We start from the raw sequence: 25,583 nt of genomic DNA on the forward strand, positions 1-25,583 counted from the left end.
CCCTACCGGACCGGCGCCGGCAGGGCCTGGCGCAGCGCGGCCGGGGCCCGGCGCGACCCGGGATCATCGCGGCTCACCGGACGGAGGTGCCGGTGGTGGTCAGGTCGCGGCGGTAGGACTCGGGTGCCTTGTAGACGGCGATCATCGTCACGACCGCTCCCACCATGACGTACACCGCCACCAGCGGCCACCGCGACCCGTCCGCCCCGGCCAGGGCGGTGGCGACGAACGGCGTCAGCCCGCCGGCGAAGATGGAGGCGATCTCCCGCCCGGCCGCGGCCCCCGTGTAGCGCCGCTCGGCGGGGAAGAGCTCGGCGTAGAAGGCGGGCTGGATGGCGTTGATCGCGTTGTGCCCGACGTTCAGCACCAGCACGTACCCGAGCACGATCAGCACCATCGACCCGCTGTGCAGCATCGCGAAGAACGGGAAGGCCATCACGAACACCACCGCCGCCCCGAAGAAGTAGACCGGCCGCCGCCCGATCCGGTCCGACAGGGCGGCGAAGGCGCCGTGGCTGACGAAGGCCAGCACTGCGGCGATCAGGATCGCGTTGTTGAGCTGCCCCTTGTCGATCCCGATGCTCGCCCCGTAGGACAGGGCGAACACCGTGAGCAGGAAGTACGGCAGCGCCTCGGCGAACCGCAGGCCCACGATCAGCAGCAGGTTGCGCCAGTCGTCGACGAAGATCCGGCGGATCGGCCCGTGGGCGTGACGCTGAGGATCCGCGGCGACGGCCTCGGTGAAGACCGGGGTCTCGTGCAGGCTGCGCCGCATCCAGAACGTCACCACGAGCACCACCGCCGACAGCAGGAACGGGATGCGCCACCCCCAGCTCAGCAACTGCTCGTCCGGCAGCGTGAAGACGTAGGCGAAGACGCCCGTGATGAGGATCTGCGCGGAGAACCCGCCGGTGTTCGGCCAGGCGCTGAAGAAGCCGCGCCGGTGCGGCGGCGCCGACTCCAGCACGATGATCATGGAGCCGCCCCACTCGCCACCGACCGCGAACCCCTGCAGCAGCCGCAGCACCACCAGCAGGACCGGCGCCCAGACCCCGATCGAGTCGTACCCGGGCAGCAGGCCGATGAGGATCGTGCTCACCCCCATCAGCACCAGCGTGACCATCAGGGTGGACTTGCGGCCGTGCCGGTCGCCGCGGCTGCCGAAGTAGAGGCCGCCCAGCGGCCGGGCCAGGAAGCCGACCGCGAACGTGCCGAAGGCCGACAGCGTGGCCACGAAGCCGCCGGCGTCGGGGAAGAAGACCTTGGGGAAGACGACGGCGGCGGCCGTGCCGTAGACGAGGAAGTCGTAGTACTCGAGGGTGTTGCCGAGGAAGCTGGAGGCCGTGACCTTCCAGGTGTAGCGAAGGTCGGTGCGTGGGGGAGAGGTCGCGACCATGGCGACGCCCTTTCTGCCGTGCGGCATTCGACGTTTCCGCAGGGATTCAGTTGCCGCACACTATGACTCGGCAAACGGTTAACCGTCAACGGTTAACGTTGACCGTATGCCGTCCAGCGCGTTAGGCTCCGTGCAGGACACGAGAGGAGAGCTGGGTGACGATCACCAATCCGCTGCGTCATCCCCCGCTCGGGGACCAGCTGCTCGCCCAGCTCCGCTCGCTCATCGTGCGCGGCGAGCTGGCCGTGGGCACGCACCTGGTCGAGGGCAGGATCGCGGAGCGCTTCGGGGTGAGCCGCGGGCCGGTCCGCGACGCCCTGCGCCAGCTCGAGATCGAAGGCCTGGTCGAGACGCGCAAGCGTGGCGTCTTCGTACGCGGCCTGTCCGACACCGACCTCGTCGAGCTCTACTCGCTGCGCGGCGCCCTGGAAGGCCTGGCCATCAAGGAGGCCATCGCCCGGCTCGACGCCGCCGACTGGACCCCGATGGACGAAGCGGTCGAGCAGATGCGCGCCGCGGCGGCCACGCCCGACCCCGCCAAGTTCGCCGCCGCCGACCTCGACTTCCACAGCGGCTTCTACACGCTCGGCGCCAACCGCTGGCTCACCGCCACGTGGGAGCTGCACCGGCCGCTGTTCGCCACCGTGCTGGAGATCACCAACACCGACCGCGACCTCATCCCCGTCGCCGAGGACCACGCCGACCTGAGCGGCATCGTCCGCTCGGGCGACGTGGACGCGGCGCTGACCGCCCTCGCGGCGCACCTCGACGGCTCCTGCGGCCGCATCCGCGCCACGCTGAGCGAACGGCCCCGCCCGCAGCCCGCGTTCTGACACCGATCCTCGTCCCAGGCCGGGCCGGTCCGCAGTGGACCTCCTGACTCGGACCGGCCCTTCCCCCTCGAGTCACCACCTCGGACCGGTCATCCCACAGCGAGGCCTCGCCATGCGACAAAGCGCCATGCCACCAAGCGCCATGCCAGAAAGCGCCGCGCCCCACGACCCAGCACGACACAACCCCGCACCACAGACCGGCCCCATGTCGTGCAACGCCGCGCCACGAAGCGCCGGACCTCCCGCTCCGCGCGCCGAGGTGCTCGCCGCCGTCCCGACCTTCTTCGACGAGGCCGGCGAGCTCGACCTCGCCACCACCAAGGCGTACTTCGCCGACCTCGCGCCCCGCGTGGACGGCGTGTTCGTCTGCGGCACCACCGGCGAGTTCCCGGCCCTGGAGCGGGCCGAGCGGCGGGCGGTCGCGGAGGCGGCGCTGGCCGCGTTCGGGCCCGAGCGGGTGGTGGTGCACGTGGGGGCCGCCGCCACCCGGGAGTCGGTGGCGCTGACCAGGGACGCGGTCGCCGCGGGCGCGCGCAGGCTGGCCGCGCTGACCCCGTACTACCTGCCCGCCGACGCCGGCGCCGTCCTGCGGCACTTCGACGAGGTGGCGCGGGCGGCGGGCCCGGCCGCCGTGTACGGGTACGTGTTCAGCGAGCGCACCGGCGTGGCCGCCGAGCCCGCCGCCCTGGCCGCCGCGACCGGGCTGGCGGGCGCCAAGCTGAGCGGCCGCGCGGCGGACCGGTTCGCCGAGTACGCCGCCGCCCTCCCGCCCGGCCGGCGGCTGTGGTCCGGCTCCGACACCCGGCTCGCCGAGGTCGTGCGCGGCGGCGGCGCCGGAGTCGTCTCCGGCCTGTCGGCCGCCTTCCCCGAGCCGTTCACCCGCCTCGCCGGCGCCGTCGCGAGCGGCGACGCCCGGGCCGAACGCGACGCGCAGGCCCGGGCGGACGAGGTGCTGGACACGCTGGCCGGCACCGTGGAGGGCATCAAGCTCGCCCTGCACCACCTCGGCCACGGCACCGGAACCCTGCGCATGCCGGCTCCGGAGATCACCCCCGAGCGGCGCCGCCGCATCGCCAGCCTGGCGGCACGACCGTGAGGGGCCTGCCGAGCGGCGGCACCGCACGCCCGCCTGCCCGCCGCGCGGCGGTGGACGGGCTCAGGCGCGGTGAACGATCTTCCCGTCCAGCATGGTGAGCCACGCGTCCACCCCGGCCAGCCCGTCGGCGGGCAGCCCGGCGACGTCGGCGTCCAGCACCACCACGTCCGCGAGCTTCCCGGGCGTCAGCGACCCGATCCGATCCTCCATGCGCAGCGCGTAGGCGGCGTCGATGGTGTGCGCCCGCAGCGCCTCCTCCAGGGTGATCGCCTGCTCCGCCCCGATCGGCCCGCCCTCACGGGTCCGCCGCCGCACCGCGTTCGAGATCGTCTCCATCGGCCGCAGCGACGACACGAACGAGTCGCTGGACAGCACCGGTCGCAGCCCGGCGTCCAGCTCCTCGCGCATCGGCTGCAGCCGGTGCGCCCGCCGCTCCCCGAGCCGGCGCACGAAGTCGGTGCCGCTGTCGAACAGGAAGTTGGGCTGGTTGACCGGGATCACCCCGAGCGCGGCGAACTCCCTGACCTGCGCGGGCGTCGGATGGCCGCAGTGCTCGATCCGGGGCCTGGCGTCGTCGCCCGACACCGCCACCGCGGCCTTGATCGCGTCCAGGGAGTAGCCCATGGCACGGTCGCCCTGCGTGTGGATGCCGACCTGCCAGCCGGCGGACGCCGCCTTCCGCACCAGCTCCACGAGCTGGGCGGGCTCGTGGTAGAGGGACCCGGCGAAGTCCTCCCCGTACGGCTCCTCGAACATCGCGGTGCCGCCGAGCAGCGTGCCATCGCAGTAGAACTTCATCGCGCCGAACCGCAGCCGGTCGTCGCCGAACGGTCCCGCCAGCCCGATCGAGGCCAGCTCGTCCAGCATGTGCGACAGCGGCATGACGGCCGTCCGGACCGGCAGCGTGCCCGCCTCCCACGCCGACCGGTAGACCAGCAGCTCCCGCCGCGACACCTGCGGATCGCACACGGTGGTCACCCCGGCCCGCAGGTACGTCTCGCCGGCCAGCTCCAGCCACGACCGGAGCTGCTCCAGCGGCAGGTCCACGTGGAAGTTCGGGCCGTGGCAGCCGATGTCCACGGCCACCGGCAGCAGCAGCTCCATGGCGGAGTCCAGCACCATGCCGGTCAGCCGGCCGCCCTCGTCGCGCACGAACGCGCCGCCCGCCGGGTCGGGCACGTCCTCGCCGATACCGCGCCAGGCCAGCGCGGTGGAGTTCACCACGGCCTGGTGCCCTGACACGTGGTAGACGATCACCGGGTGGTCGGTGGTGGCCTCGTCGAGCTGCCGCCGGGTGGGCCGGCCGCCGGGGAACTTGGCGTCGTCCATCCCGTACGCCCTGATCCACTGGCCCGCCGGCGTCCTGGCGGCCTCGGCGGCGATCGCGGCGACCAGATCGGCGGCGCTGCCCACGGCCGGGTAGCGCGCGTCCACCGCCACCAGCGTCTCGGCCGTGGACAGCAGATGGTTGTGCGGGTCGATGAAGCCCGGCAGCACGCTGCGCCCGCCCGCGTCGACCACCGCGGCGCCGGGACCGGCCGCGGCCAGCACGTCGGGCTCACGGCCCACGGCCAGGATCCGGCCGTCGCGGACCGCCACGGCCTGCGCCTGCGGGCTCGCCGGATCCATGGTGATGACCTTGCCGCCGGTGATGACGGTGGTGGACATGTCTGGGCTCTCCTGTTCGGCTGAGGATCGGGGCTATTGGCTGAGGACCGGGGCGGCCGGCACGCGGTCGCGGTGACGCGGCGCCACGGCCAGGCAGACGACGCTGAGCACGCACATGCCGACGAGCAGCGCCACGGCCGGCCAGGCGGCGCCGCCGTACGCGGCGACGAGGGCGGTGGCGGCCAGCGGCGACAGGCCACCGAAGATCGCGCCCGCGCCCTGGTAGGCGAGCGAGATCCCGGTGTAGCGGACCTGCGGCGGGAACATCTCCGCCAGGATCGCGGCCATCGGCCCGTACGTGCCGGACGTGGCCAGCCGCATCAGCCCGAGCAACGCGAAGATCAGCACCGCGTCGCCCGAGCCGAGCACCGCGAACTGCGGCACGGCCAGCGCCGCGGTCAGGACCAGGAACACGATGGCGACCTTGCGGCTGCCGAACCGGTCGCCCAGCCAGGCGATGCCCAGCGTGGCGACCAGCTCGACGAACGAGGCGAAGCTGAGGCCGTTCAGGATGAGCTGCTCGGAGGCGCCGACGGACGGCCCTGTCGCGTACGACAGCAGGAACGTGGTCAGGATGTAGTAGCCGCCGATGGCCACCGGCAGGGTGCCGATCCCGAGCAGCACCGACCGCCACGAGGTGCGGAACACCTCCTTGATCGGCACCCCGGTCTTGTCGGCCTGCTCGAAGACCGGCGACTCCTCCACCCGCAGCCGGATGAACAGGCCGACCAGCACCAGCACGGCCGAGACGATGAACGGCACCCGCCAGCCCCACGACTGCAGGGCGTCGTCGCCGAACAGGCTCATCAGGCTGAACGCGCCGGTCGCCAGCAGGGCGCCCGCCGGGTTGCCGAGCTGCGCGAACCCGCCGTAGAAGGTCTTCCTGCCCTCGGGCGCGTGCTCGACGGCCATGAGCGCCGCCCCGCCCCACTCGCCGCCGACCGCCAGCCCCTGCACGAACCGCAGCAGCACCAGCAGCACCGGGGCGAGCGCCCCGATGGAGTCGTACGTGGGCAGCAGCCCGACGGCGAACGTGGCCGCGCCCATCATGAGCAGCGTCACCACCAGCGCCGACTTGCGGCCGACCCGGTCGCCGAAGTGGCCGAACACGATGCCGCCGAGCGGCCTGGCGAAGAAGCCGACCGCGTAGGTGGCGAAGGACGCCATGAGCGCCACCGTGGGGCTGGAGGCGTTGGGGAAGAACAGGTCGTCGAAGAGCAGCGCGGCGGCGGTGGCGTAGACGTAGAAGTCGTACCACTCGATCGTGGTCCCGACGAAGGCGGCGCCGGCCGCCCGGGTGGCGCGGTTCATGGTTCCTCCGGGTGTAGGGGGTGCGACGACGATATGCGCAGGTCACCCCGGGGAGAGCCGGGACGGAACGCACCACCGGAGGTGAATTAGAGTGCGGTATGCACTCTCGTGAGGTGGCGCCGTGGCGTTGACGGTGGCGCAGGTGATGACCCTGCCGGCGATGGAGATGCGGCTGCTGGCCGGGCGCGCGGGCCTGGCGCGGGCCGTGCGGTGGGCGCACGTGTCGGAGCTGACCGACCCGGTGCCGTGGCTGCTCGGCGGCGAGCTGGTGATGACGATCGGCCTCGGCCTGCCCGCCGACGCCGCCGGGCGGCGCGCGTACGTCGAGCGGCTGGCCGGCGCGGGTTGCGCGGCGCTGGCCTTCGCCCTGGGGGAGGCGGTGACCTCGGTGCCCGCCGAGGTGCTGGCCACGGCCGACGAGCACGGCCTGCCGGTCCTGGAGATCCTGACGCCGTTCATCGCGGTGACGGAGGCGGTCGCCCGCTGGCACGCCGACGAGCGCGTACGCGGTGAGCGCCGCGTCGTGGCCGCCCAGGAGGCCATGGCGCGGGCCGCGCTGCAGGCGGGCAGCGCGGGCATCCTGCGCGCCCTGGCGGAGCACACCGGCGGCGAGGCCCTCCTGCTGGACCCGCACGGCACACCTCGCGCGTCGAGCCCGGCCAGGCCGTCACCCGAGCAGCACGGCGCGCCCGGTGCCCGCACCCCCTCCGGCCCCCTCGGTGCTGCGGCCGGTACGGCAGCGGTGGTGGAGCGGCCGTGGCACGGCAGGGCGGTGGCGGCGGCCCGGAGCGCGGCGCGCCGCAGCGCCACCGTTCTCGACGACGGCATTCACGCCGTCCAGGTGCAGAGCCTCGGCTTCACCGGCCCGCCGAGCGGCTGGCTGGCGATCCGCACGTCCTCGCCCCTGGAATGGCACACCAGGATGCTGGCCAACCAGGCGGCCTGCCTGCTGGCCATGGAGCTGGTGGGCGTGCGCGCGAACCGGGCCAGGGCCCACGCCCAGCGGGCCGCGCTGCTGTCGGCCGTGCTCGACGGCACCCTGACGCCGCGGCAGCTCGGCGAGCTGTGCCCGGTGGCGCCGCCGTACGAGGTGATCGCGGTGCGGGCGCAGGTACCGGCGGACGCGGCGATGGAGGCGCTGGAGGACGTGCTGCCCGCCCCGGACGCCGAGGACCGGGCGTTCGTCTGCGCCCGGCCCGGCGGGACGACCCTCTTCGTGCTCCCCGAGGAGATCCGGCCGCGGAGCCCCGGGCAGGGCGGCGTCCGATCGCGGGGAGCGCGGCTGTGCGACCGGCTGGGCGCGCCGGGCGGCGGCTGCCGGGCGCACGACCTGGAGGAACTGCCCGCGGCGGCCCGCCACGCCACCGCCCTGGCCGGCCGCGGCACCGCCCCCGGCTACACGCACGTGGACGAGCTGGAGACGGCGGCCCTGCTCAGGGACGCGTTCGTGCCCGAGGCCGCACACCGCTTCTCGGCCGCCGTGCTGCGCCCGCTGCGCGAGCACGAGGCACGGCACGGCGGCGACCTGGTGGGCACGCTGCGCGCGTACCTGGAGGCGGGGGAGAACCTGGAGCTGGCCGCCAGGCGCCTGGGCGTGCACCGCAACACGCTGCGCCGCCGCCTGACCACCGCCGAACGCGTCTCGGGCCGCCCCTTCGCCGACCCCGGCCACCGCCTGCACCTGTGGCTGGCCGTCTCGCTCGGCGATCTCGTGCCGCCCGGCCGCCCGCGGGACGGGGAGAACGCCTAGCATCTGGAGGTGGCGGTCAGCGCAGATCCCCTCGGGAGACCACATGAGCGATTCCGCGACCTTACCCCTCTACATGCGCCGCTCCCTGTTCGACCCGGACCCCGAGCTCGTGCGGGTGCGCGAGCAGGAGGGCGTGCGGCGGGTCGCCACCCCGTTCGGGGTGGAGGTCTGGATGGTCACCAGGTTCGCCGACGTCAGGGAGGTGCTCGCGGACCCGGCGCGCTTCAGCAACGCCCGGCAGCCGCGCCCGCCGGGCGCGCCCGACATGCCCAGGGAGCAGGTCGAGGCGCAGCGGGCGGGCCACCTGCTGCTGTTCGACCCGCCCGAGCACACCCGGCTGCGCCGGATGCTGACGCCGGAGTTCACCGTGCGCCGCATCCGCCGCCTGGAGCCGCGCATCAAGGAGATCGTGACCGAGCACCTCGACGCGATGGAGGCGGCCGGCCCGCCCGCGGACCTGGTCGAGTCGTTCGCGCTGCCGATCCCGTCCCTGGTGATCTGCGAGCTGCTCGGCGTGCCCTACGCCGACCGTGAGGAGTTCCAGCGGCGCACGGCGAGCCTGCTCGACCTGTCCCTGTCGCTGAAGGAGCGGGCCCCGATCCGCGACGCCGCGCGGGCCTACATGGGCGAGCTCGTCGCCCGCGCCCGGGTGGATCGGGGAGACGACCTGCTCGGCATGCTGGTACGCGAGCACGGCGACGACCTGACCACCGACGAGCTGATCGGCATCGGCAGCCTGCTGCTCGTGGCCGGCCACGAGACCACCTCCAACATGCTCGGCCTCGGCACCCTGGCCCTGCTGCGCCACCCCGACCAGCTCGACCTGCTCAGGAAGGAGCCCGAGCGCGTGGGCGCCGCCGTGGAGGAGCTGCTGCGCTGGCTCAGCATCGTGCACAACGGCACGTTCAAGGTCACCACCACCGAGGTCGAGCTGTCGGGCGTGCGCATCCCCGAGGACGCGCTGGTGGCGGTCGCGCTGCCCGCAGCCAACCGCGACCCCGCGCTCGTGCCCGACCCCGACCGGCTCGACCTCGGCCGCGGCGACCTGGGGCACCTGGCCTTCGGCCACGGCGTGCACCACTGCCTGGGCGCGCCGCTGGCCAGGATGGAGATGCAGATCGCCTTCAACGCCCTGCTGGCGCGCTTCCCCGGGCTGCGCGAGGCCGGTCCGCCGCCCGGGTTCCGCGCCATGAACGTCGTGTACGGGCTGACCTCCTTCCACGTCACCTGGTGAGGCTCAGCCCTTCAGCCCGCTGAACGTCATGGTGGCCACGAACTGCCGCTGCGCCAGCACGAACGCGATGATGAGCGGCATCGTGGCCACCACGTTCCCGGCCATGAGCAGCGACCACTGCGTGTGCCGGGTGCCCTGGAAGTTGGCCAGCCCGAGCTGCATCGTGTAGAGGCTCTCGTCGCTGATCGCGACCAGCGGCCAGATCAGGTCGTTCCACGAGCCGAGCAGCGTGAACACGGTGAGCGTCGCCAGCGCGGGCCTGGCCAGCGGCAGCACCACCCGCCAGAACACGCCGAACGTCGAGCACCCGTCGATGCGGGCCGCGTCCTCCAGCTCGGCCGGCAGCGACAGGAAGAACTGCCGCATCAGGAAGATCCCGAACGCCGACGCCAGCCACGGCACGAACGCCGCCGCCAGGGTGTCGATCAGGCCGAGCCGGCTGAACATCACGTACGTCGGGATCATCAGCAGCTGCGTGGGGATCATGATGGTCGCCAGGATCATCAGGAACCCGGCGTTCCTGCCGAAGAACTTCAGCCGCGCGAAGCCGTACCCGGCCATGGAGCAGAGCACGAGCTGCGCGAGCACCGCGATCGCGGACACGATGACGGTGTTCAGCAGCCAGCGCAGCGCCTGCGACTCGGTGAACAGGCCGGCGAAGCCGTCGAGCTGCAACCGGCTCGGGATGAGGCGGGGCGGGAAGCGGTTGATGTCGCCGTCCGGCATGAACGCGGTGAGCACCATCTGCACCAGCGGCAGCGCGAACAGCAGGGCCAGCGGCATCAGCAGCAGGTGCCACGGGCTGAACGGCAGGCGTCTCAGCATCAGAAGGCCTCGATCTTGCTGCGCCGGGAGTAGACGATCATCCCGACGGTGATGAGCAGGGTCGCGGCGAACAGCCCGTAGGCGACGGCCGAGCCATAGCCGAACTTCGTGAGCTTGAACGCCTGGAGGTAGACGTAGTAGACGATCGTCTGCGTCGCGCCCAGCGGGCCGCCCCTGGTCGTGGTGAAGACCAGGTCGAACAGCTGCAACGCGGTGATCGTCTGCCAGATGGAGGTGAAGACGGTGACGGGCCCGAGCGCGGGCAGCGTGACGTGCCGGAACACCTGCCAGCGGTTGGCGCCGTCCATCCGGGCCGCCTCGACCACGTCCTTGGGGATGTCCTGCAGCGCGGCCAGGTACACGACCACGGTGAAGCCGACCTGGCCCCACAGCGCGATCAGGCAGATCGCCGCGAGCGCCTGCGACTGGCTCTCCAGGAACTGCTGCTGCGGCAGGCCGATCGTGCGCAGCACGGTGTTGGCGGCGCCGTACTGGGGGTTGAAGACGAAGCTGGCCAGGATGCCGGTCGCCGCCGCCGACGCGACGAACGGGATGAAGATGCACGTACGGTAAAAGCCGACCAGCTTGATCGGCCGGTTGAGCGCGACGGCGATCAGCATGCCGAGGAAGATCGACGAGGGCACGAACAGCACCGTGAACACCAGCGTATGCCGCACCGCCGCGAGCAGGTCCGGGTCCTGGACCATGAGCTCGTAGTTCAGCAGGCCGACGGGCTTGGCGGGGGCGATGCCGTTCCACTTCTGCAGCGAGATGAGGAACGCCCACACCGCCGGAAAGATCGACAGGCCGACCACGAGCGCGGTGGCGGGCCCCGCGAACCCCCACCCGACCAGGCTGCGGTGCAGCCACCGCAGCCGGCCGGACGGGATCGCCGCGCGGGGGGCGGCGGACCGGCGCCGCCCGGCGAACAGCAGCGACATCCTCAGCCCCCGGCCAGCGCCTGGCGCGACTTGGCGGCCGCCTCGTCCAGCGCCGCCTTCGGCGTGGCCGCGCCCTGCAGCGCCTTGGCGATGGCCTCGCCGACGTAGCGCGACATCTCGACGTACCCGCTGACCGTGGGCCTGGCCTGCTTGGCGTTCGCCAGGTTGGCCACCAGCTTCTCGACGCCCGGGTACTCCTTGACGTAGGTCTGGTACTCCGGCAGCGACGTCTCCGAGGCGCGCAGCGGCAGGTTGCCCTGGGCCAGGTTCCACTGGGCGTCGCCCTCGGCCGAGGTGAGCCACTTCATCAGCTCGAACGACCAGTAGGCCCGGTTGGCGTCGCCGTTGTCGAACAGCGTCCACAGGTCCGGTCCCGAGACCGTCTGGTGGTCGCCGTTGGTGCCGGGCAGGAAGGCCACGCCGTAGTCGGTCTTCTTCTCCTTCAGTTCGAGCAGCGACCACGGCCCGTTGATGATCATCGCGATCCGGCCGTCCCCGAACAGCGGCGCGTACCGCTCGTCGGTCTGGTCGAGGTAGACGCTCTTGTCGTCCACCGCCATCGCCCGCAGGAACTCCAGCGCGTCCACCCCCGCCTGGGAGTTGAACGCGGCCTGCTTGCCGTCCTGCGACAGGATGCTGCCGCCGCGCTGCCACAGCAGCGGCCAGAAGTGCCAGGTGGTGTCCTCGGAGGCGCTCACCGAGTACGCGGTCCCGTAGATCTTCTCCGCCGGATCGGTCAGCTTCTTGGCCGCCGCCCTGAAGTCGTCCCAGCTCCAGTCGTCGGTCGGGTACGGCACCTGCTTGGCGTCGAAGAGCGTCTTGTTGTAGAGCAGGGCGAGGTTGTCCACGATCGCGGGGAAGCCGATGACCTGGCCGTTCGGCGTCGCGGTGGTGCGGGCCGAGGCGGGGAACTCCGTCCACTTGACCGCCGGGTCCTTCACCTTCTCGGTCAGGTCGAGCGTCTTGCCCGACTCCTGAAGCTGCGACGCCCAGCTACCGAAAGCATAGGAAATATCGGGATACACGCCGCTTGCGAAGCCCGCGGACAGCTTCTGCAGCAGCTCGTCGGTGGTGGACGCGCCCGAGGTGACCTCGATGGTGACGTTGGGATGCTGCTGGGTGAACTTGGCCGCCAGGCCCTCCAGGATCTTCTGCGCGTCGGAGGTCTGCCCCGACCACCACGTGAGCTTCACTTTCGCCTGCGGGTCCACGGTCCTGGGGCCCTCCTGCGACGGGCCCCCGCAGCCGGCGGCCGCCAGGATGATCGCCGCGACCAGGGCCGCCACCGTTCTTCTTCGCACTGGGGATGCTCCCTCCCGGAATGTTGGAGCCCATCATGGCTACTTTCGAAGTCTTGTCAATACCTTCGAAAAAGCGCAAGGGTTGACAAGCTTTCACAACTCCTGCGACTGTGCCGTGGTGTCCAGAACGACCTTCGACCTTCTAGTCGTGGGCGACGCCAACCCGGACGTGATCGTGTCGGGTTCGCCTCGCCATCCCGAGTTCGGCCAGCGCGAGCAGCTTGTCCCCGCCGCCGGCCTCGTGCTCGGCGGCTCCGGCGCGATCACCGCGTACGGCGCTGCCCGGCTGGGCCTGCGCACCGCGTTCGTCGGGCGGGTGGGGGACGACCCCGCGGGCGCCTTCGTCCTGGACGCCCTGCGCGGTGGCGGCGTGGACGTCTCGGCCTGCGTCGTCGATCCCGCCGTGCCCACCGCCATGACCGTGGTGCTGGTGGACGGCGACGACCGGGCCATCCTCACCGCCCCCGGCTGCCTCGACCGGCTCACCGCCACGGACGTGCCGCCCGGCCTGCTCGAACGCGCCGCGCACGTGCACGTCTCGTCGTACTTCCTGCAGCCGCTGCTGGCGGCGGGGCTGGCCGGGCTGTTCGGCATGGCCAGGGCCGCGGGCGCCTCCACCTCCCTCGACACCAACGACGACCCGGCCGGCCGCTGGGCGGGCCTGGCGGACGTGCTGCCGGTCACCGACGTGCTGCTGCCCAACGAGAACGAGGCCCTCGCCATCGCCCGCGCCGTCTCGGGAGCCGGCACGGACGAGCACGTCGACCTCGGGCGCGCGGTCAAGGAGCTGGCGGCCCTCGGCACCCTGCCCGTCGTCAAGCGCGGCGAGCGCGGCGCCCTCGCCTTCGCCGACGGCGAGCCGGTCGAGGTCCCCGCCCGCCCCGCCACCGTCGTGGACGCCGTCGGCGCGGGAGACAGCTTCAACGCGGGCCTGCTCGCCGCCCTCCTGCGCGGCCTGCCCCTGAGCCGGAGCATGTCGGTCGCCGTGACCTGCGGCACCCTTTCCACCCGCGCCGCCGGGGGCACCGCGGCGCAACCCACCTGGGAGGAAGCAACCTCATGAAGAAGATCGTGTTCGTCGGGGCGGGAAGCGTCGTCTTCACCCAGGGGCTGCTCGCCGACCTGGTCGCCTTCCCCGAGCTGCGCGGCATGCGCATCGCCCTGCACGACATCGACCCCGAGCGGCTGCAGGTGGCCGAGGCCGTCGCCCGCCGCATCACCGCCGGTGACGGCGACGGGGCCGCCGCCGTCACCGCCCACCTCGACCGCCGCGAAGCGCTCGACGGCGCCGACTTCGTGATCAACATGGTGCAGGTCGGCGGCTACGACGCCACCGTCACCGACTTCGAGATCCCCGCCAGGTACGGCCTGCGCCAGACCATCGCCGACACCATCGGCGCCGGCGGCGTGTTCCGCGCGCTGCGCACGTTCCCCCTCCTCGACGCGCTCGCGGCGGACATCAACGCGGTCTGCCCCGACGCGCTGCTGCTCAACTACACCAACCCGATGGCGATGAACGTCTGGTACCTGTCGGGCAAGGTCAGGAACGTGGTCGGCCTGTGCCACTCGGTCTACTGGACGATGCGGGGCCTGGCAGAGCTGGTGGCGGTGCCGTACGAGGAGATCTCGTACGTCGCGGCCGGCGTCAACCACCAGGCGTGGGTGCTGCGCTTCGAACGCGACGGCGAGGACCTGTACCCCCGGCTGAACGTGGACGACCCCGAGCTGCGGCGGCGGGTGCGGATCGACATGTACCGGCGGCTCGGCTACTACCCGACCGAGACCAGCGAGCACTCCGCCGAGTACGTGCCCTGGCTGATGCACCACGACTCCGAGCTCGACCGGCTGCGCATCCCGGTGGGGGAGTACCTGCGGGTCAGCGAGGACAACCTGGCCGAGTACAAGCGCACCCGCGACCTCGTCCGGCACGGCGGCGAGCTCGACATCGCCGGCACCGACGAGTACGCCCCCCAGATCATCCACAGCATCGTCACCGGCACGCCCCGCGTCGTCTACGGCAACGTCGTCAACGACGGGCTCATCTCGAACCTGCCCCAGGGCTGCGTGGTGGAGGTGCCGTGCGCGGTGGACGCCACCGGCGTGCGGCCCACCGCGATCGGCGCGCTGCCCCCGCAGTGCGCGGCCCTGAACAGGACCTACGCGAGCGTCAACGAGCTGACGGTACGCGCCGCGCTCGAAGGCGACCCCCGCCACGTCAGGCACGCCCTGATGATCGACCCCAACACGGCGGCCTCGCTCACGCTGGACGACATCTGGCGCATGGCCGACGACCTCACCCGCGCCCACGGCGACCTCCTCCCGGAGGCCCTCAGGGCGTAGCAGGGAGCTCAGCGGGCGATCTCGACCGCCAGCCCCTTGTCCCGCAGCGCGGCCACGCACTCGGGGTCGGCGGACTCGCCCGTGATCAGCAGGTCGATCTCGCCGACCGCGCAGATCGGCGCCATCTCCACCACACCCAGCTTGGACGCGTCCGCGACGAGGATCTTCCTGGTCGCGGCGCGCAGCATGCGCTGCTTCATCTCCGCGTCGGGCAGGCTCACGTTCGTCACCCCGCCGGCCGCGTCGACCCCGCCGCAGCCCAGGATGACGGTGTGGGCGCGGATGCCCTCCAGCAGCTTGCCGCCCAGCGGATCGACCAGCGAGTGCTGCTGCCGCCGCAGGCTGCCACCGGTCACCACGACCGAGATGCGCGGCAGCGCGGGCTCCAGCTCCAGCGCCGTGCGCAGCCCGTTGGTGAACACCGTCACCTCGGTCAGGTCGGAGCGCGCCACCAGCTCCCTGGCCACGTACGTCGTGGTCGTGCCCGCCCCCATCAGCACGCTCTCGCCCGAGCCGACCAGCCGCGCCGCGACCTTCGCGATGGACGACTTCTCCACCGCCGCCGTGCCCAGCGACAGCTCGAACGACGGCTCCACGTGCGGCGCGGGCCCGGCGGACACGGCGCCGCCGCGCACCCGGCGCACCTTGCCCTGCTCCTCCAGCGCGTCGAGGTCGGCCCGGACCGTCACGCTGGACACGCCAAACGCCTCGGCCAGCTCCGCGACCCGGGCGAACTCCTGCTCGGTCAGCAACGCCAGCATGCGCTCGCGCCGCACCTCCGTCGGCATCGACTCGCTCACCGGCGCACCGCCGCCGGCAGCAGGTCGCCGTGCGCCTCGATCAGCTCGTCGCAGAGCGCCTCGATCGCGGGCAGCGGCAGCGTGGCCGCCGTGTTGGGGTCGAGCATGGCCGCCCGGTAGACGTGCGCGCGCTCACCGTCGAGCACCGCGCGCACGGTCAGCTCCACCACGTTGAGGAACGTCCGGTTGAGCGCGGCGAGCTGGACGGGCAGGTCGCCGACGGCCCGCGGGCGCACCCCGCCGGAGCCGACCAGGGCCGGCACCTCCACGCACGCCTCCCCGGGCAGGTTGCCGATCAGGCCGCGGTTGGGCACGTTGACGTAGATCTCCTTCTCCTCGCCGGTCAGCAGGGCCAGGATCATCGCGGCGGCGGGCTCCTGGTGCTGCCACCGGATGAGCAGCTTGTGGCCGGCGGACAGGGCGCGCCGCGTCTCCTCGTACAGGTGCAGGCTCTGCCCGACGCGGCGCAGGTACTCCTCGACCGGCACGCCCAGCCTGGCGGTCTCCTCGGGATGGCGCATGATCCACGGCACGTACTCGGCGGCGTGCTCGCTCGACTGCGTGGGGAAGTGGCCGAAGGTCCGGTAGAGCTCGACCCGCACGTGCCTGCGCAACTGGGCGTCGGCGGCGATCACCGCGTCGAGCTCGGGGTAGAGCGAGCGGCCGCCCGCCTCGAAGCGCAGCACGAACGACTGGTGGTTGAGCCCGGCGCTGAGGAAGGTGATCTCGTCCTCGTCGCGGCCGACCAGGTCGGCGAGGTAGGCGTGCGTGTCGCACACCGCGTGGCACAGCCCGGCGAACCGCTCGAACCCGGTGGCCTCGTGCACCGCCCACCCGGTCATCGCCATCGGGTCGGTGCAGCTCAGCAGCCACGCCTGCGGGCACAGCTCGGCCATCTGCCCGGCCAGCTCCACCAGCACCGGGATCGTGCGCAGCCCGCGGAACACGCCGCCGATGCCGATGGTGTCGCCGATGGTCTGGCGCAGGCCGTACCGGTGGGGGATCTCGAAGTCGCGCAGCGTGGCCTCGAAGCCGCCGACGTCGAGGTGGCCGACCACGAAGTCGGCCCCCTTGAGCGCCTGCCGCCGGTCGAACACGCTGCGGATCTTCGCATCCGCCCCCGCCTCCGCGCCCAGCGCCCGCACCAGCGTCTCGGCCGTCGCCAGCCTGCCGGGGTCGTCGTCGTGCAGCACGACCTCCAGCTCGCCGCGCAGGGCAGGGGCGAGCATCAGCGCGGACAGGACGCGGCGCGTCAGCTCCACGTCACCGACCCCGATGAAGACGATCCGCGCCATCCCCGCAGTATCCCACGCCCGCGGCGTGGGGGCGGCTGCGTCAGACCCGCAGCAGCGGCGCCCAGGTACGCGGCCCGACGAGGCCGTCCGGGTCGATGCCCTCGGCCTGCTGGAACCTGCGCACCAGCTCGACCAGCCCGTCGTCGCAGCGGGTGGACTTCAGCCACCCCTCCAGCCCGTCCTGGACCGAGGCGTAGGCGGCGGGAGGCACGTGCCCCCGGGCGAACAGGCAACCCCTGACGGTCTTGACGTCGTAGTTGTCGTCGCCGAGCCGGATCAGCGGCAGTTCCTTCACGATCTCCTCCGTCCAGGATGGGCCGGGCGCGCCGGCGATGAGGGCGGCGACGGCCGCCCGGAAGTCGGTCATGTCGATGGAGTGGGGGTCGGGCTTGGCGGTGTTGACCTCCCGGTGGGCCTTGACGCGCGAGGCGCCCAGCCCGAACTCGCGGCACAGCTCCGCGCACAGCCGCCGGTACGCGTCGAGCTGGACCTCCGGCCACGGCTGGAAGCCGTTGTTCTCGGCCTCGATGCCGAGCGAGCTGGAGTTGTCGTGCCGCGGCGAGGTCGAGGGCGCGTTGTGCCAGCAGCGCCCGGCGGCGATGACGTAGATGCGGCCCGACCTGCCGAGCCCGAACTGCGACAGCGGCCCCGGCAGGCCCGGCCGGCCGTCGCGCACCACCGCGAGCGAGGGGTGGTCGCCGCCGCCGGCCGGGCCGGCGGTGTGATGGCAGACGATGCCCTGCACCTCCGGTTGCGGCCCGTGGCCGCGGCTCTTCCACCCCGCCACCTCGGTCACCGGGTGGCCCGTGCGGCGGGCGACGTCGGCGAGCTGGGTCAAATACGGCATCGAGCACCTCCGTCTTGCGTCTGGATGAGTCTCACACCCTTCGATCGACGACGAGTATCCATCGTGTCGCTGTACGTGATCACCGCCGGGCGGGCCGATGACCGCGGCCCCGGCCACGCTCGGCGGGCGCCTACAGATCACTACCATGCCGTACCGGTACGCGACCGGGAGATCCGGAGAATCCGGGCGATCCGCCCCCCTGGCAGGCGCGCGAACCCCGGGGTCTCTGAGGTCTATCCCCGGACGTCATCGCCCGATCACGGCATCGGCGGCAAGGTTCCCGTACTCGGGGTGCACCGGTTCCGGGGGGCGTTCAGCAGCCTGCCGGGCCGCGCTGGGGTGCCGCGTGGACGGGGTGCCGGGCACGTCCGCACCCGGATCTGCCGGTGACGTCTCAGGGCCGGATGGCGCCGACGAGGCGGCCCCGCCAGTAGTCGTCGAGATCGACCACCTTGATGACGTCGCCGGTCTGCGGGGCGTGCACCATCTTCCCCCCGCCCGCGTACATGCCCATGTGCCCCAGCCCCTTGCTGAACAGCAGGTCGCCGGGCTGCACCTGGTCCAGGGGCACGCGCCGGCCGGCGCCCCAGGCCCACTGCGTGTACGTGGTGCGGGGCAGTTCCACCCCGGCCGCCCGCCAGGCCGCCTGGGTCAGGCCCGAGCAGTCGAAGGAGCCCGGCCCCGTGCCGCCGTACCGGTAGGGCTTGCCGACCTGGGCGAAGGCGAACTCCAGCGCCTCGCGGGCGTTGCCGGAGGCCGGGCCCGTGTACCTGATGCCGGTGCTGCGCGGGTCGCCGGTCCGGTAGGCGCCCAGGCGGCGCAGCAGCTTCGTCTGCTCGTCGACGAGGTCGTCGACCTCCTCCTGCTTGCCGCGTACGTCGTCACGGGCCCGCTCGGCCTCCTCCAGGGCGGCCCTGGCCCGGTCGCGCCGATCGCGCAGGCCCCGGGTCGCCTCCTCGAACGCCTGGATCTTCGCCGCCCGGTCCCGGGCCATCTGGTCGAGGGAGGCCATGCCGCTGAGCATCGCCTCCGGCGGGCCGCCGATGGCCAGCCGCTGCCAGCCGAGCGACGGGCCGAACTGGTAGTTGTGCGCCGCGATGGCGGCCAGCTCCTCGCGCAGCGCCGCCACCTGCTCGTCCTTGCCGGCCAGCTCGGTCTCCAGCGCCCGGTACGTCTTCCTGGCCTTGCGGTAGGTCTCGGTGGCCTGGTTGTAGCGCTCGACGAGCTGGTCGGCCCGCTCGTTGAGCTTCACCAGCCGGGCCCTGACCTGGGCGGGTGACGGGTCGGCCCAGGCCGCGCCCGGTATGACGACCGAAACGGTCATGGCCAGCGCCGTGGCAGCCGCCGCCCGTGCGAGCCTCGCCGACACCGTCACCCGCCTGCCTCCTTCGCGCCGTTCCATGAGGAGGTACGCGGCAGGCGCCGCGGGTGTTCAACTCGCCGGCGGTCAGGACGGGGCGCCGGCCCTCCTGCCGCGGACCGGCCGCTCGCTCAGCGGGTGAACGTGCAGGGCAGCCGCTTGTAGCCGTTGATGAAGCTGGACAGGAGCCGGTCCGGCTCGCCCGCCCTGATGTCCGGCAGCCGGCCGAACAGCTCGCGGAACATGACCGTGATCTCCCGGCGCGCGAGGTTCGCCCCCAGGCAGAAATGCGGTCCCGGCCCGCCGAACCCCACGTGCGGGTTGGGGGAGCGGGTGATGTCGAACGCGTCGGGGTCGGCGAAGACGCTCTCGTCCCTGTTGGCCGAGGCGTACCAGAGGGTGACCCGGTCGCCCGCCCTGAACCGGTGGCCGTTCAGCTCGTGGTCGCGGGTGACGTTGCGGCGCATGAAGATCACCGGTGTGCTGTGGCGGACGATCTCCTCCACGGCCCCGCCGATGCGGGCGTCGAAGTCGGACAGCAGCAGCTCCCGCTGGCCGGGATGGTCGGTGAGCAGCTTCAGCCCGTGGGCCAGCGCCGTGCGGGTGGTCTCGTTGCCCGCCACCACCAGCAGCAGGAAGAACGCGCCGAACTCCCGCGGGCTCAGCCGCTCGCCGTCGATGTTGGCGTTGACCAGGGCCGAGGTCAGGTCGCCCGTCGGGGCGGCGCGGCGCCGCCTGCCCAGTTGGGCGGCCAGCCGGTGCAGCCGCCAGCCGGCCGCCGACACCGTGCCCAGCAGCCGGGCCGTGCGCAGGCGGCCGACCCGGGCCGTGCCGCCGGCGTAGTCGACGGGATTGCCGACGTACTCCGGGTCGGTGTAGCCGACGACGATGTTGGTCAGGCGTACCACGCGCTCGTGCTCGCGCGGCGGGACGCCGAGCATGTCGCAGATCACCTCGACCGGCAGCCGCGTCGCCACCCGCGAGACGAAGTCGCCGGGGCCGCCCGCGATCAGCTCGTCCACGATGCGCCGGGCGCGGCGCGCGATGTCGTCCTCGGTCCTGGCCAGCGTCTTCGGCGTGAACGCGCGGGAGACGATGCGGCGGATCTTGGCGTGCCGCGGGTCGTCCATGTCGATCATCGAGTTGAAGTAGCCGTCCATCCAGCGCGGCAGGTCGGCCGGGCTGGTCGCGCTCGGCTCGCTGCTGAACACCTCGGGCCGGCGGCTGGCCGCCACCACGTCGGCGTGGCGCACCAGCGCCCACGCGCCCGGGTCCCGGCGCAGGAACGGCACCTTGGGCATGGCGAACAGCCGCAGGCCGGGCTCGGCCCGCAGCCTGGCGAACGCCCGCGCCCGCTCCTGTTCGGGCCGCTCCCAGAACCGCAGGTCGCTCAGGTCGATGTCGGCCAGGGTGAGGGCCGCCGGGTTCTCCGCCGTCACGGTCCACCGCCTTCCACGGATCTGGTGTTTACCATCACCAGATTTGCCGCGGGCGTCAAGGGCCTGCGGCAGAATCGGGGACATGACGCCCCACCGCACCTCCATGCGCCCCTACCGCGGCGTGCCGGCCGAGCAGCGGCGCGCCCGGCGGCGCGCGGCGCTGCTGCAGGCCGGCCTCGACGTGCTCGGCACCGAAGGCTGGGCCGCCGCCACCGTGCGGGGCGTCTGCTCGCGGGCGGGGCTGAACGACCGCTACTTCCACGAGAGCTTCACCGACCTCGACGCGCTGCTGCTGGCCGTGGTCGACGACCAGGCCGCGCAGGTCACCGATTTGATCACGACCGTCGCGGCGCAGTCCCCGCGCCGCCTGCGGGCCCGCGCCACCGCGGTGGTGAGCGCCATCGTCGACTTCCTGGCCGCCGACCCGCGCCGGGCCCGCGTGCTGGCGTACGAGTTCCCGGCCAGCCCGCTGCTGCAGGAGCGGCGCAGGCAGATCATCGCGACACTGGCCGGCATCTACCTCGGGCAGGTCGGCGAGCTGTTCGAGGAGACGCCGCTGGGCGAGACCGACCTGCGCATGACCGCGCTGACCGTCGTGAGCGGCCTGTGGGAGCTGCTGTCGGCCTGGCTGCGCGGGGACGTCGACACCGGCCGCGACCACCTCGTCGACTACATCGTCGCGCTGCTCCTGACCACGACGGAGCTCGCCCCAGCCCTCGACCGGCGGCTCAACTAATACGATTTATTCGTATTCGTTCGTGCGACGACAGGAAGGCCCCGAGTGCAGCGCATCACCGTGCCGCCCGAGACGACCCCGCCCACGCAGGGCCACCTGCGGCTCGGCGACCCGCCGGACCGGCCGGACGCGATCACCGTCAATTCCCGCCACCTCAGCCGGGCGGGACGGCCCTGGTTCCCCGTCATGGGGGAGTTCCACTACGCCCGCTACCCGGCCGCGGAATGGCGCGAGGAACTGCTCAAGGTGCGCGCCGGCGGCGTCACGATCGTCGCCGCGTACGTCTTCTGGAACCTGCACGAGGAGCGCCGCGGCCTCTTCGACTGGAGCGGCGACCGCGACCTGCGCCGCTTCGTGACGACCTGCGCCGAGCTGGGCCTGGACGTGGTGGTGCGGATCGGCCCGTGGGCGCACGGGGAGTCGCGCAACGGCGGCTTCCCCGACTGGCTCCTGGCCGCCGGTTGCGTGCCGCGTACCGACGACCCCCGCTACCTCGACCTCGTCCGGCCGTTCCTCGCGCAGATCGGCGCGCGGCTGCGCGGCCTGACGCGCGAGCACGGCGGGCCCGTCGTGGCCGTCCAGCTGGAGAACGAGCTGCACGACCAGCCCGGCCATCTCCTCACGCTCAAGCGCATGGCCCGGCAGGCCGGCATCGACGCGCCCCTGTGGACGGCCACCGGCTGGGGGCACGCGCAACTGCCGCCCGACGAGGTGATCCCGCTGTTCGGCGGCTACCCGGAGGCCGCCTGGGACACCGCGCACGACGGCTGGCCGGCGCAGAGCCGGGCCCACTACTTCTTCGGGCCGGGGCGGGACGACGACTCGATCGGCGCCGACCTGCGTACCGGCGCGGCGTCCGGCGGCGACGAGAGCCACCTGGCACGCTACCCGTTCGCCACCTGCGAGCTGGGCGGCGGCATGTACACCGCCTACCACCGCCGGCCCGTCGTCGCGGCGGCCGACGTGGCCGCGCTGGCGCTGGTCAAGCTGGGCAGCGGCTCGGTGTGGCAGGGCTACTACATGTACCACGGGGCGTCCCAGAAGATCGGCGAGCTGTCCACGCTGCAGGAGTCGCACGCCACCGGCTACCCCAACGACTGCCCGGTCATCACCTACGACTTCCAGGCGCCGCTCGGCGAGTACGGCCAGTTCCGCGACTCCTACCGGCACCTGCGGCTGCAGCACCTCTGGCTGGCCTGCGACGGGCCCGACCTGGCCACCATGACGCTCACGATGCCGCCGGGCGCGCCCACCGACCCCGCAGACCGGGCGGCGCTGCGCTGGGCCGTGCGGTCGGACGGGCGTTCGGGGTTCCTGTTCGTCAACAACCACCAGCCCGTCGAGACGCTGCCCGATCACGACGGGGTGCGGTTCGCGGTCGAGCTGGACGGGCGCTCGCTCGTCGTGCCGCGCGAGCCCGTGACCGTGCCGGCGGGCGCCTGCTTCGCCTGGCCGCTCGCGCGGCGCGTCGGCGACTGCGTGCTGCTGACGGCCACCGCGCAGCCCGTGTGCGTGATCGACGCCGGGGAGCCCGTGCACGTGTTCACGCAGACCGCGGGCATCCCGGTGGAGCTCGCCTTCGACGCCGCCACGGTCGCGGGCGTGGAAGGGCCCGCGACCGTCACCACCACCGGCGGCGACGTCGTGGTGAGCGGGCTGCGGCCGGGCCCGGAATGCCTCCTGCGGGTGACCGCCCCCGGCGGGAGCACCGCATCGGTGCTGGTGCTGGATCACGACAGCGCCCTCACCGCGACCCGCGGCCACCTCTGGGGCGCCGACCGGCTCGTCCTGAGCGACCGCCCCGCCGTGATCGACGGCGACCACCTGGTGGTGTACGGGAACGGCGGCGCCGCCCCTGGGCAGGGCGACCGGGCCCCGGCGGGGAGCGGCGGGGACACCGGCGGCAACCACGCCTCGGTGGCGAGCGGCGGGAACGCGGGCGGCGACCGCGCCTCGGCGGGGGACCGCGTGCTGGTCTTCCCCGCACCCGCCTACGCGACCGGCACCCACGGCGTGTTCGGCGTCCTGCCGCTGCCCCCGCAGGCGGGCGAGCCCCCGGCGGTCGCGATCGAGACCGTCAAGCAGGCCGGCCCCGCCCGGCCCCCGGTGATCGACCCGGCCTCGGGACGGGCGTCGGCCCCGGTGGACGCCGACTTCGACGCCGCCGCCGTCTACCGCCTCACCATCCCCCCGGACGCCTTCACCGGCGACGACGAGGTGCTGCTGCGCCTGGACTGGACCGGCGACGTGGGCCGCGCCTACATCGGCGGGCGCCTGGTGGCCGACCAGTTCTGGCACGGCCCGCCGTGGGAGATCGGCCTGCGCAGGTTCCGCGAGGAGGTCCTCGCGCACGGCCTGGAGCTGCGGCTGCTGCCCCTGCGCGAGGACGCGCCCGTCTACCTCTCCCCGCGCTTCCGCCCGCCCGCCTACCCGGGCGGCGCCGTCCTGGAGCTCCGCTCGGCCACGCTCGTCCCGCTGCCCCGCACCGTGATCACGGCCGCTGCGGGCTGACCCCGCAACCGGCACCGGCGGTCAGGTCCGCCGCCGGCACTCTGCCCGCCGAAAATCCGTCCGCCCGTACTCTGCCCGCCGAAAATCCGTCCGCCCGTACTCTGCCCGCCTGAAGTCCTGTCCGCCCCGTACTTCGCCTGCCCGAAGTCCCGTCCGCCCGCCCGCACTCCGCCCGGTCGGGCTGGCGGCAGGCGTTCTGGCCGTGGACCTTCTTGGCCAGCTCGACGTCCGCGATCGAGCGCTCGACCAGCGCCCGCATCGCGGACTCGGCCGCCTTCGGCCGCCGCCTGCGCACCGCCAGCAGCACCTCGGCGTGCCCGTCGGCGGACTCGCCGGCGGACTCGCCGGCGATCGTGGCGTGCACGAACTGGTCACGCAGCCGCAGCCCCGCCTCGATCGCCGTGGCCATCCGTGCCATCAGCTCGTTGTGCGCCGCCCGCAGTCAGCGTGTGGTGGAAGGCCAGGTCGGCCTCCACCTGATCGCCGGCGGCGGCCCGCATCGCGGCGAGCGCGTCCTCCAGCTCGGCCAGGTCCCGGTCCGTACGCCGCAGCGCCGCCATCCGCGCCACCTCCGGCTCGACGGTCAGCCGCACCTCGCCCAGCTCGTCGAGGAACACCTCGTCCAGCCGGGCGGCGAACCGCCACCGCAGCACGTCGGAGTCGAGCAGGGCCCAACTCCTCGCGCGGCGCGACGAACGTGCCGCGCCGCGGCCGCGCGCCCACCAGCCCCTTGGCGGCCAGCACGCGCAGCGCCTCGCGCACCGCGGTCCTGCTCACCCCGAACCGCTCCTGCAGCGCCACCGCGTCGAGGTCGGCGTCCGGGGCGAGCTCGCCGTTGACGATGGCCGTGCCCAGGCTGCCGACCACCCGGTGGTGCGCGCCGCCCCCGCCGCTGTCCGCCATGTGGCTCCAGGCCTCGCAGATCTACAGCATCAACGCCAGGAGCGAGCATCCGCAGGAGGCGGCCAAGCTCGTGGACTTCCTCGTCAACAGCCCGGAAGCCGGGAAGATCATCCTCGCCGACCGCGGCATCCCGGCCAACTCCGACGTCCGCGCGGCCATCCAGGGTGTGCTCGGCGAGGCGGAGAAGACGCAGGCCGCCTTCATCGACGCGCTCACCCCGAAGGCCGGACCGCCCCTGGTGATCGGCCCCGCCGGCTCCACCGACACGCCGAAGATCCTGGACCGGGTCAACGCCGAGGTGCTGTTCGGCCGGCAGCAGCCCGCCGCGTCGGCGGCCGAGTCGTGGCTGCGCGCCAACCCGCACCGCCTGGACCTCGGCCGGATCGGGCCCGACGCGATCGCCGTGCGGCTGCGGTCACCCGCCCTGGCCAAGACGGGGGTGCGGGTGGCGTTCCCGTACGGGTCGCAGGCCTGGGGGAACGCGGCCGACTGGGCACGGCCCGACGCGCACACGTCGCAGCTGCGGATCGAGGAGGGCGGGTTCACCGTCGAGCGCACGCTGGACGCGACCGCGTACCGGGTGTCGGTGCGGATGGCGGGCGGCGGCGAGGTGATGCGGACGGGGCCGCACGAGTTCCGCATCACCTTCCCCGGGCCCGCCGCCGAGCTGACCTTCGCCTTCCAGCGCGGTGCCGCGACCCGGGTGCCCGGCTTCGCCGAGGTGGTGGAGGCGGCCGCGGCGCACTGGGCGTGGTTCTGGAGCACGGGCGGCGCGGTCGAACTGTCCGGCAGCCGCGACGAGCGCGCCCACGAGCTGGAGCGGCGGATCGTGCTGTCGCGGTACCTGACGGCGATCCACTGCGCCGGCTCCAGCCCGCCGGCCGAGACCGGGCTGATGGCCAAGCTGGCGGGACCGCCCGCGCCCAGGGCTGCCCGGGGGCGCGCTGGCCCAAGCAGACCGGCCCGGACGGGCGGGAGAGCCCCAGCCCGATCGGGC

The 25,583-nt window shown here is 73.2% G+C and carries 22 protein-coding genes and 1 pseudogene; 8 read left to right on the forward strand and 15 right to left on the reverse strand.

What is annotated here, in order from left to right; genetic code table 11:
* Window positions 1-73: 73 nt before the first annotated feature.
* A complete protein-coding gene (locus ACBJ32_RS33410; RefSeq protein ID WP_375130140.1) occupies window positions 74-1,423 on the reverse strand; it encodes an MFS transporter in 1,350 nt (449 codons plus the stop codon).
* A gap of 128 nt (window positions 1,424-1,551) precedes the next feature.
* Here ACBJ32_RS33410 and ACBJ32_RS33415 point away from each other — a divergent pair, with 128 nt between their 5' ends.
* Both ACBJ32_RS33415 and ACBJ32_RS33420 read left to right on the forward strand, forming a co-directional pair.
* On the forward strand, window positions 1,552-2,229 hold the full coding sequence (locus tag ACBJ32_RS33415) for a GntR family transcriptional regulator (protein WP_375130141.1): 678 nt from the start codon (window positions 1,552-1,554) through the stop codon (window positions 2,227-2,229).
* Window positions 2,230-2,434: 205 nt separating this feature from the next.
* Window positions 2,435-3,325: a dihydrodipicolinate synthase family protein gene (locus ACBJ32_RS33420; protein ID WP_375130142.1), complete on the forward strand. Its 891-nt coding sequence runs from the start codon at window positions 2,435-2,437 to the stop codon at window positions 3,323-3,325.
* Window positions 3,326-3,385: 60 nt separating this feature from the next.
* Here ACBJ32_RS33420 and ACBJ32_RS33425 read toward each other — a convergent pair whose 3' ends face one another.
* Together ACBJ32_RS33425 and ACBJ32_RS33430 are read right to left on the reverse strand one after the other, a co-directional pair.
* The gene (locus ACBJ32_RS33425; protein WP_375130143.1) at window positions 3,386-4,993 is read right to left on the reverse strand and encodes an amidohydrolase; all 1,608 of its coding nucleotides are present in this window, start codon (window positions 4,991-4,993) and stop codon (window positions 3,386-3,388) included.
* 33 nt (window positions 4,994-5,026) lie between these two features.
* Window positions 5,027-6,304, reverse strand: a complete 1,278-nt coding sequence (locus tag ACBJ32_RS33430; RefSeq protein ID WP_357884579.1) for an MFS transporter — start codon at window positions 6,302-6,304, stop codon at window positions 5,027-5,029.
* Between the two features lie 121 nt (window positions 6,305-6,425).
* Here ACBJ32_RS33430 and ACBJ32_RS33435 point away from each other — a divergent pair, with 121 nt between their 5' ends.
* The gene (locus tag ACBJ32_RS33435) at window positions 6,426-8,054 is read left to right on the forward strand and encodes a PucR family transcriptional regulator (protein ID WP_375130144.1); all 1,629 of its coding nucleotides are present in this window, start codon (window positions 6,426-6,428) and stop codon (window positions 8,052-8,054) included.
* Window positions 8,055-8,097: 43 nt separating this feature from the next.
* Window positions 8,098-9,288, forward strand: a complete 1,191-nt coding sequence (locus tag ACBJ32_RS33440) for a cytochrome P450 (RefSeq protein WP_375130145.1) — start codon at window positions 8,098-8,100, stop codon at window positions 9,286-9,288.
* Window positions 9,289-9,291: 3 nt separating this feature from the next.
* Here the strand turns inward: ACBJ32_RS33440 and ACBJ32_RS33445 are convergent, their stop codons facing one another.
* The 3 genes from ACBJ32_RS33445 to ACBJ32_RS33455 are packed head-to-tail and all read right to left on the reverse strand — an operon-like array spanning window position 9,292 to window position 12,355.
* The gene (locus ACBJ32_RS33445) at window positions 9,292-10,113 is read right to left on the reverse strand and encodes a carbohydrate ABC transporter permease (RefSeq protein ID WP_375130146.1); all 822 of its coding nucleotides are present in this window, start codon (window positions 10,111-10,113) and stop codon (window positions 9,292-9,294) included.
* Window positions 10,113-11,054 carry a carbohydrate ABC transporter permease gene (locus ACBJ32_RS33450; RefSeq protein WP_375130147.1) on the reverse strand — a complete coding sequence of 314 codons (942 nt, stop codon included), beginning with the start codon at window positions 11,052-11,054 and terminating at the stop codon, window positions 10,113-10,115. Before ACBJ32_RS33450 ends, ACBJ32_RS33445 begins: the two co-directional genes overlap by 1 nt.
* A 2-nt stretch (window positions 11,055-11,056) precedes the next feature.
* On the reverse strand, window positions 11,057-12,355 hold the full coding sequence (locus ACBJ32_RS33455) for an ABC transporter substrate-binding protein (protein ID WP_375130148.1): 1,299 nt from the start codon (window positions 12,353-12,355) through the stop codon (window positions 11,057-11,059).
* 118 nt (window positions 12,356-12,473) lie between these two features.
* Here ACBJ32_RS33455 and ACBJ32_RS33460 point away from each other — a divergent pair, with 118 nt between their 5' ends.
* Complete coding sequence (locus tag ACBJ32_RS33460; protein ID WP_375130149.1) at window positions 12,474-13,418, forward strand: carbohydrate kinase family protein; 945 nt, start codon at window positions 12,474-12,476, stop codon at window positions 13,416-13,418.
* On the forward strand, window positions 13,415-14,695 hold the full coding sequence (locus ACBJ32_RS33465) for an alpha-glucosidase/alpha-galactosidase (protein ID WP_375130150.1): 1,281 nt from the start codon (window positions 13,415-13,417) through the stop codon (window positions 14,693-14,695). Before ACBJ32_RS33460 ends, ACBJ32_RS33465 begins: the two co-directional genes overlap by 4 nt.
* A gap of 8 nt (window positions 14,696-14,703) precedes the next feature.
* On the opposite strand, the gene ACBJ32_RS33470 is transcribed toward ACBJ32_RS33465, so the two are convergent.
* From ACBJ32_RS33470 to ACBJ32_RS33490, 5 genes are all read right to left on the reverse strand, one after another.
* Window positions 14,704-15,495, reverse strand: a complete 792-nt coding sequence (locus tag ACBJ32_RS33470) for a DeoR/GlpR family DNA-binding transcription regulator (RefSeq protein ID WP_357884563.1) — start codon at window positions 15,493-15,495, stop codon at window positions 14,704-14,706.
* Complete coding sequence (locus ACBJ32_RS33475) at window positions 15,492-16,790, reverse strand: alpha-glucosidase/alpha-galactosidase (RefSeq protein WP_357884561.1); 1,299 nt, start codon at window positions 16,788-16,790, stop codon at window positions 15,492-15,494. The genes ACBJ32_RS33470 and ACBJ32_RS33475 overlap by 4 nt, the downstream gene beginning before the upstream one ends.
* A 40-nt stretch (window positions 16,791-16,830) precedes the next feature.
* Entirely contained in the window at window positions 16,831-17,637 is an 807-nt protein-coding gene (locus ACBJ32_RS33480; protein ID WP_375130151.1) for an N-acetylmuramoyl-L-alanine amidase, read from the reverse strand.
* 394 nt (window positions 17,638-18,031) lie between these two features.
* On the reverse strand, window positions 18,032-19,012 hold the full coding sequence (locus tag ACBJ32_RS33485) for an NlpC/P60 family protein (RefSeq protein ID WP_375130152.1): 981 nt from the start codon (window positions 19,010-19,012) through the stop codon (window positions 18,032-18,034).
* A gap of 116 nt (window positions 19,013-19,128) precedes the next feature.
* Window positions 19,129-20,436, reverse strand: coding sequence for a cytochrome P450 (locus ACBJ32_RS33490; RefSeq protein ID WP_375130153.1), 1,308 nt, complete (start codon window positions 20,434-20,436; stop codon window positions 19,129-19,131).
* Window positions 20,437-20,518: 82 nt separating this feature from the next.
* Here ACBJ32_RS33490 and ACBJ32_RS33495 point away from each other — a divergent pair, with 82 nt between their 5' ends.
* Together ACBJ32_RS33495 and ACBJ32_RS33500 are read left to right on the forward strand one after the other, a co-directional pair.
* Window positions 20,519-21,172 carry a TetR/AcrR family transcriptional regulator gene (locus ACBJ32_RS33495; protein ID WP_375130154.1) on the forward strand — a complete coding sequence of 218 codons (654 nt, stop codon included), beginning with the start codon at window positions 20,519-20,521 and terminating at the stop codon, window positions 21,170-21,172.
* A 45-nt stretch (window positions 21,173-21,217) separates the two neighbouring features.
* A complete protein-coding gene (locus ACBJ32_RS33500; protein WP_375130155.1) occupies window positions 21,218-23,683 on the forward strand; it encodes a beta-galactosidase in 2,466 nt (821 codons plus the stop codon).
* Here ACBJ32_RS33500 and ACBJ32_RS33505 read toward each other — a convergent pair.
* The 4 genes and pseudogenes from ACBJ32_RS33505 to ACBJ32_RS33520 all read right to left on the reverse strand — a co-directional run bounded on the left by ACBJ32_RS33505 (window position 23,664) and on the right by ACBJ32_RS33520 (window position 25,489).
* Complete coding sequence (locus ACBJ32_RS33505) at window positions 23,664-24,101, reverse strand: hypothetical protein (protein ID WP_375130156.1); 438 nt, start codon at window positions 24,099-24,101, stop codon at window positions 23,664-23,666. The genes ACBJ32_RS33500 and ACBJ32_RS33505 overlap by 20 nt on opposite strands.
* The gene (locus ACBJ32_RS33510) at window positions 24,055-24,336 is read right to left on the reverse strand and encodes an FCD domain-containing protein (RefSeq protein ID WP_375130157.1); all 282 of its coding nucleotides are present in this window, start codon (window positions 24,334-24,336) and stop codon (window positions 24,055-24,057) included. The genes ACBJ32_RS33505 and ACBJ32_RS33510 overlap by 47 nt, the downstream gene beginning before the upstream one ends.
* Window positions 24,337-24,385: 49 nt before the next feature.
* Window positions 24,386-24,586 (reverse strand): annotated as a pseudogene (locus tag ACBJ32_RS33515) (GntR family transcriptional regulator); the annotation flags it as partial.
* Window positions 24,587-24,607: 21 nt separating this feature from the next.
* On the reverse strand, window positions 24,608-25,489 hold the full coding sequence (locus tag ACBJ32_RS33520) for a hypothetical protein (protein WP_375130158.1): 882 nt from the start codon (window positions 25,487-25,489) through the stop codon (window positions 24,608-24,610).
* Window positions 25,490-25,583: the final 94 nt, after the last annotated feature.

Source organism: Nonomuraea sp. GTA35, assembly GCF_041950525.1.
Lineage (GTDB): Bacteria > Actinomycetota > Actinomycetes > Streptosporangiales > Streptosporangiaceae > Nonomuraea.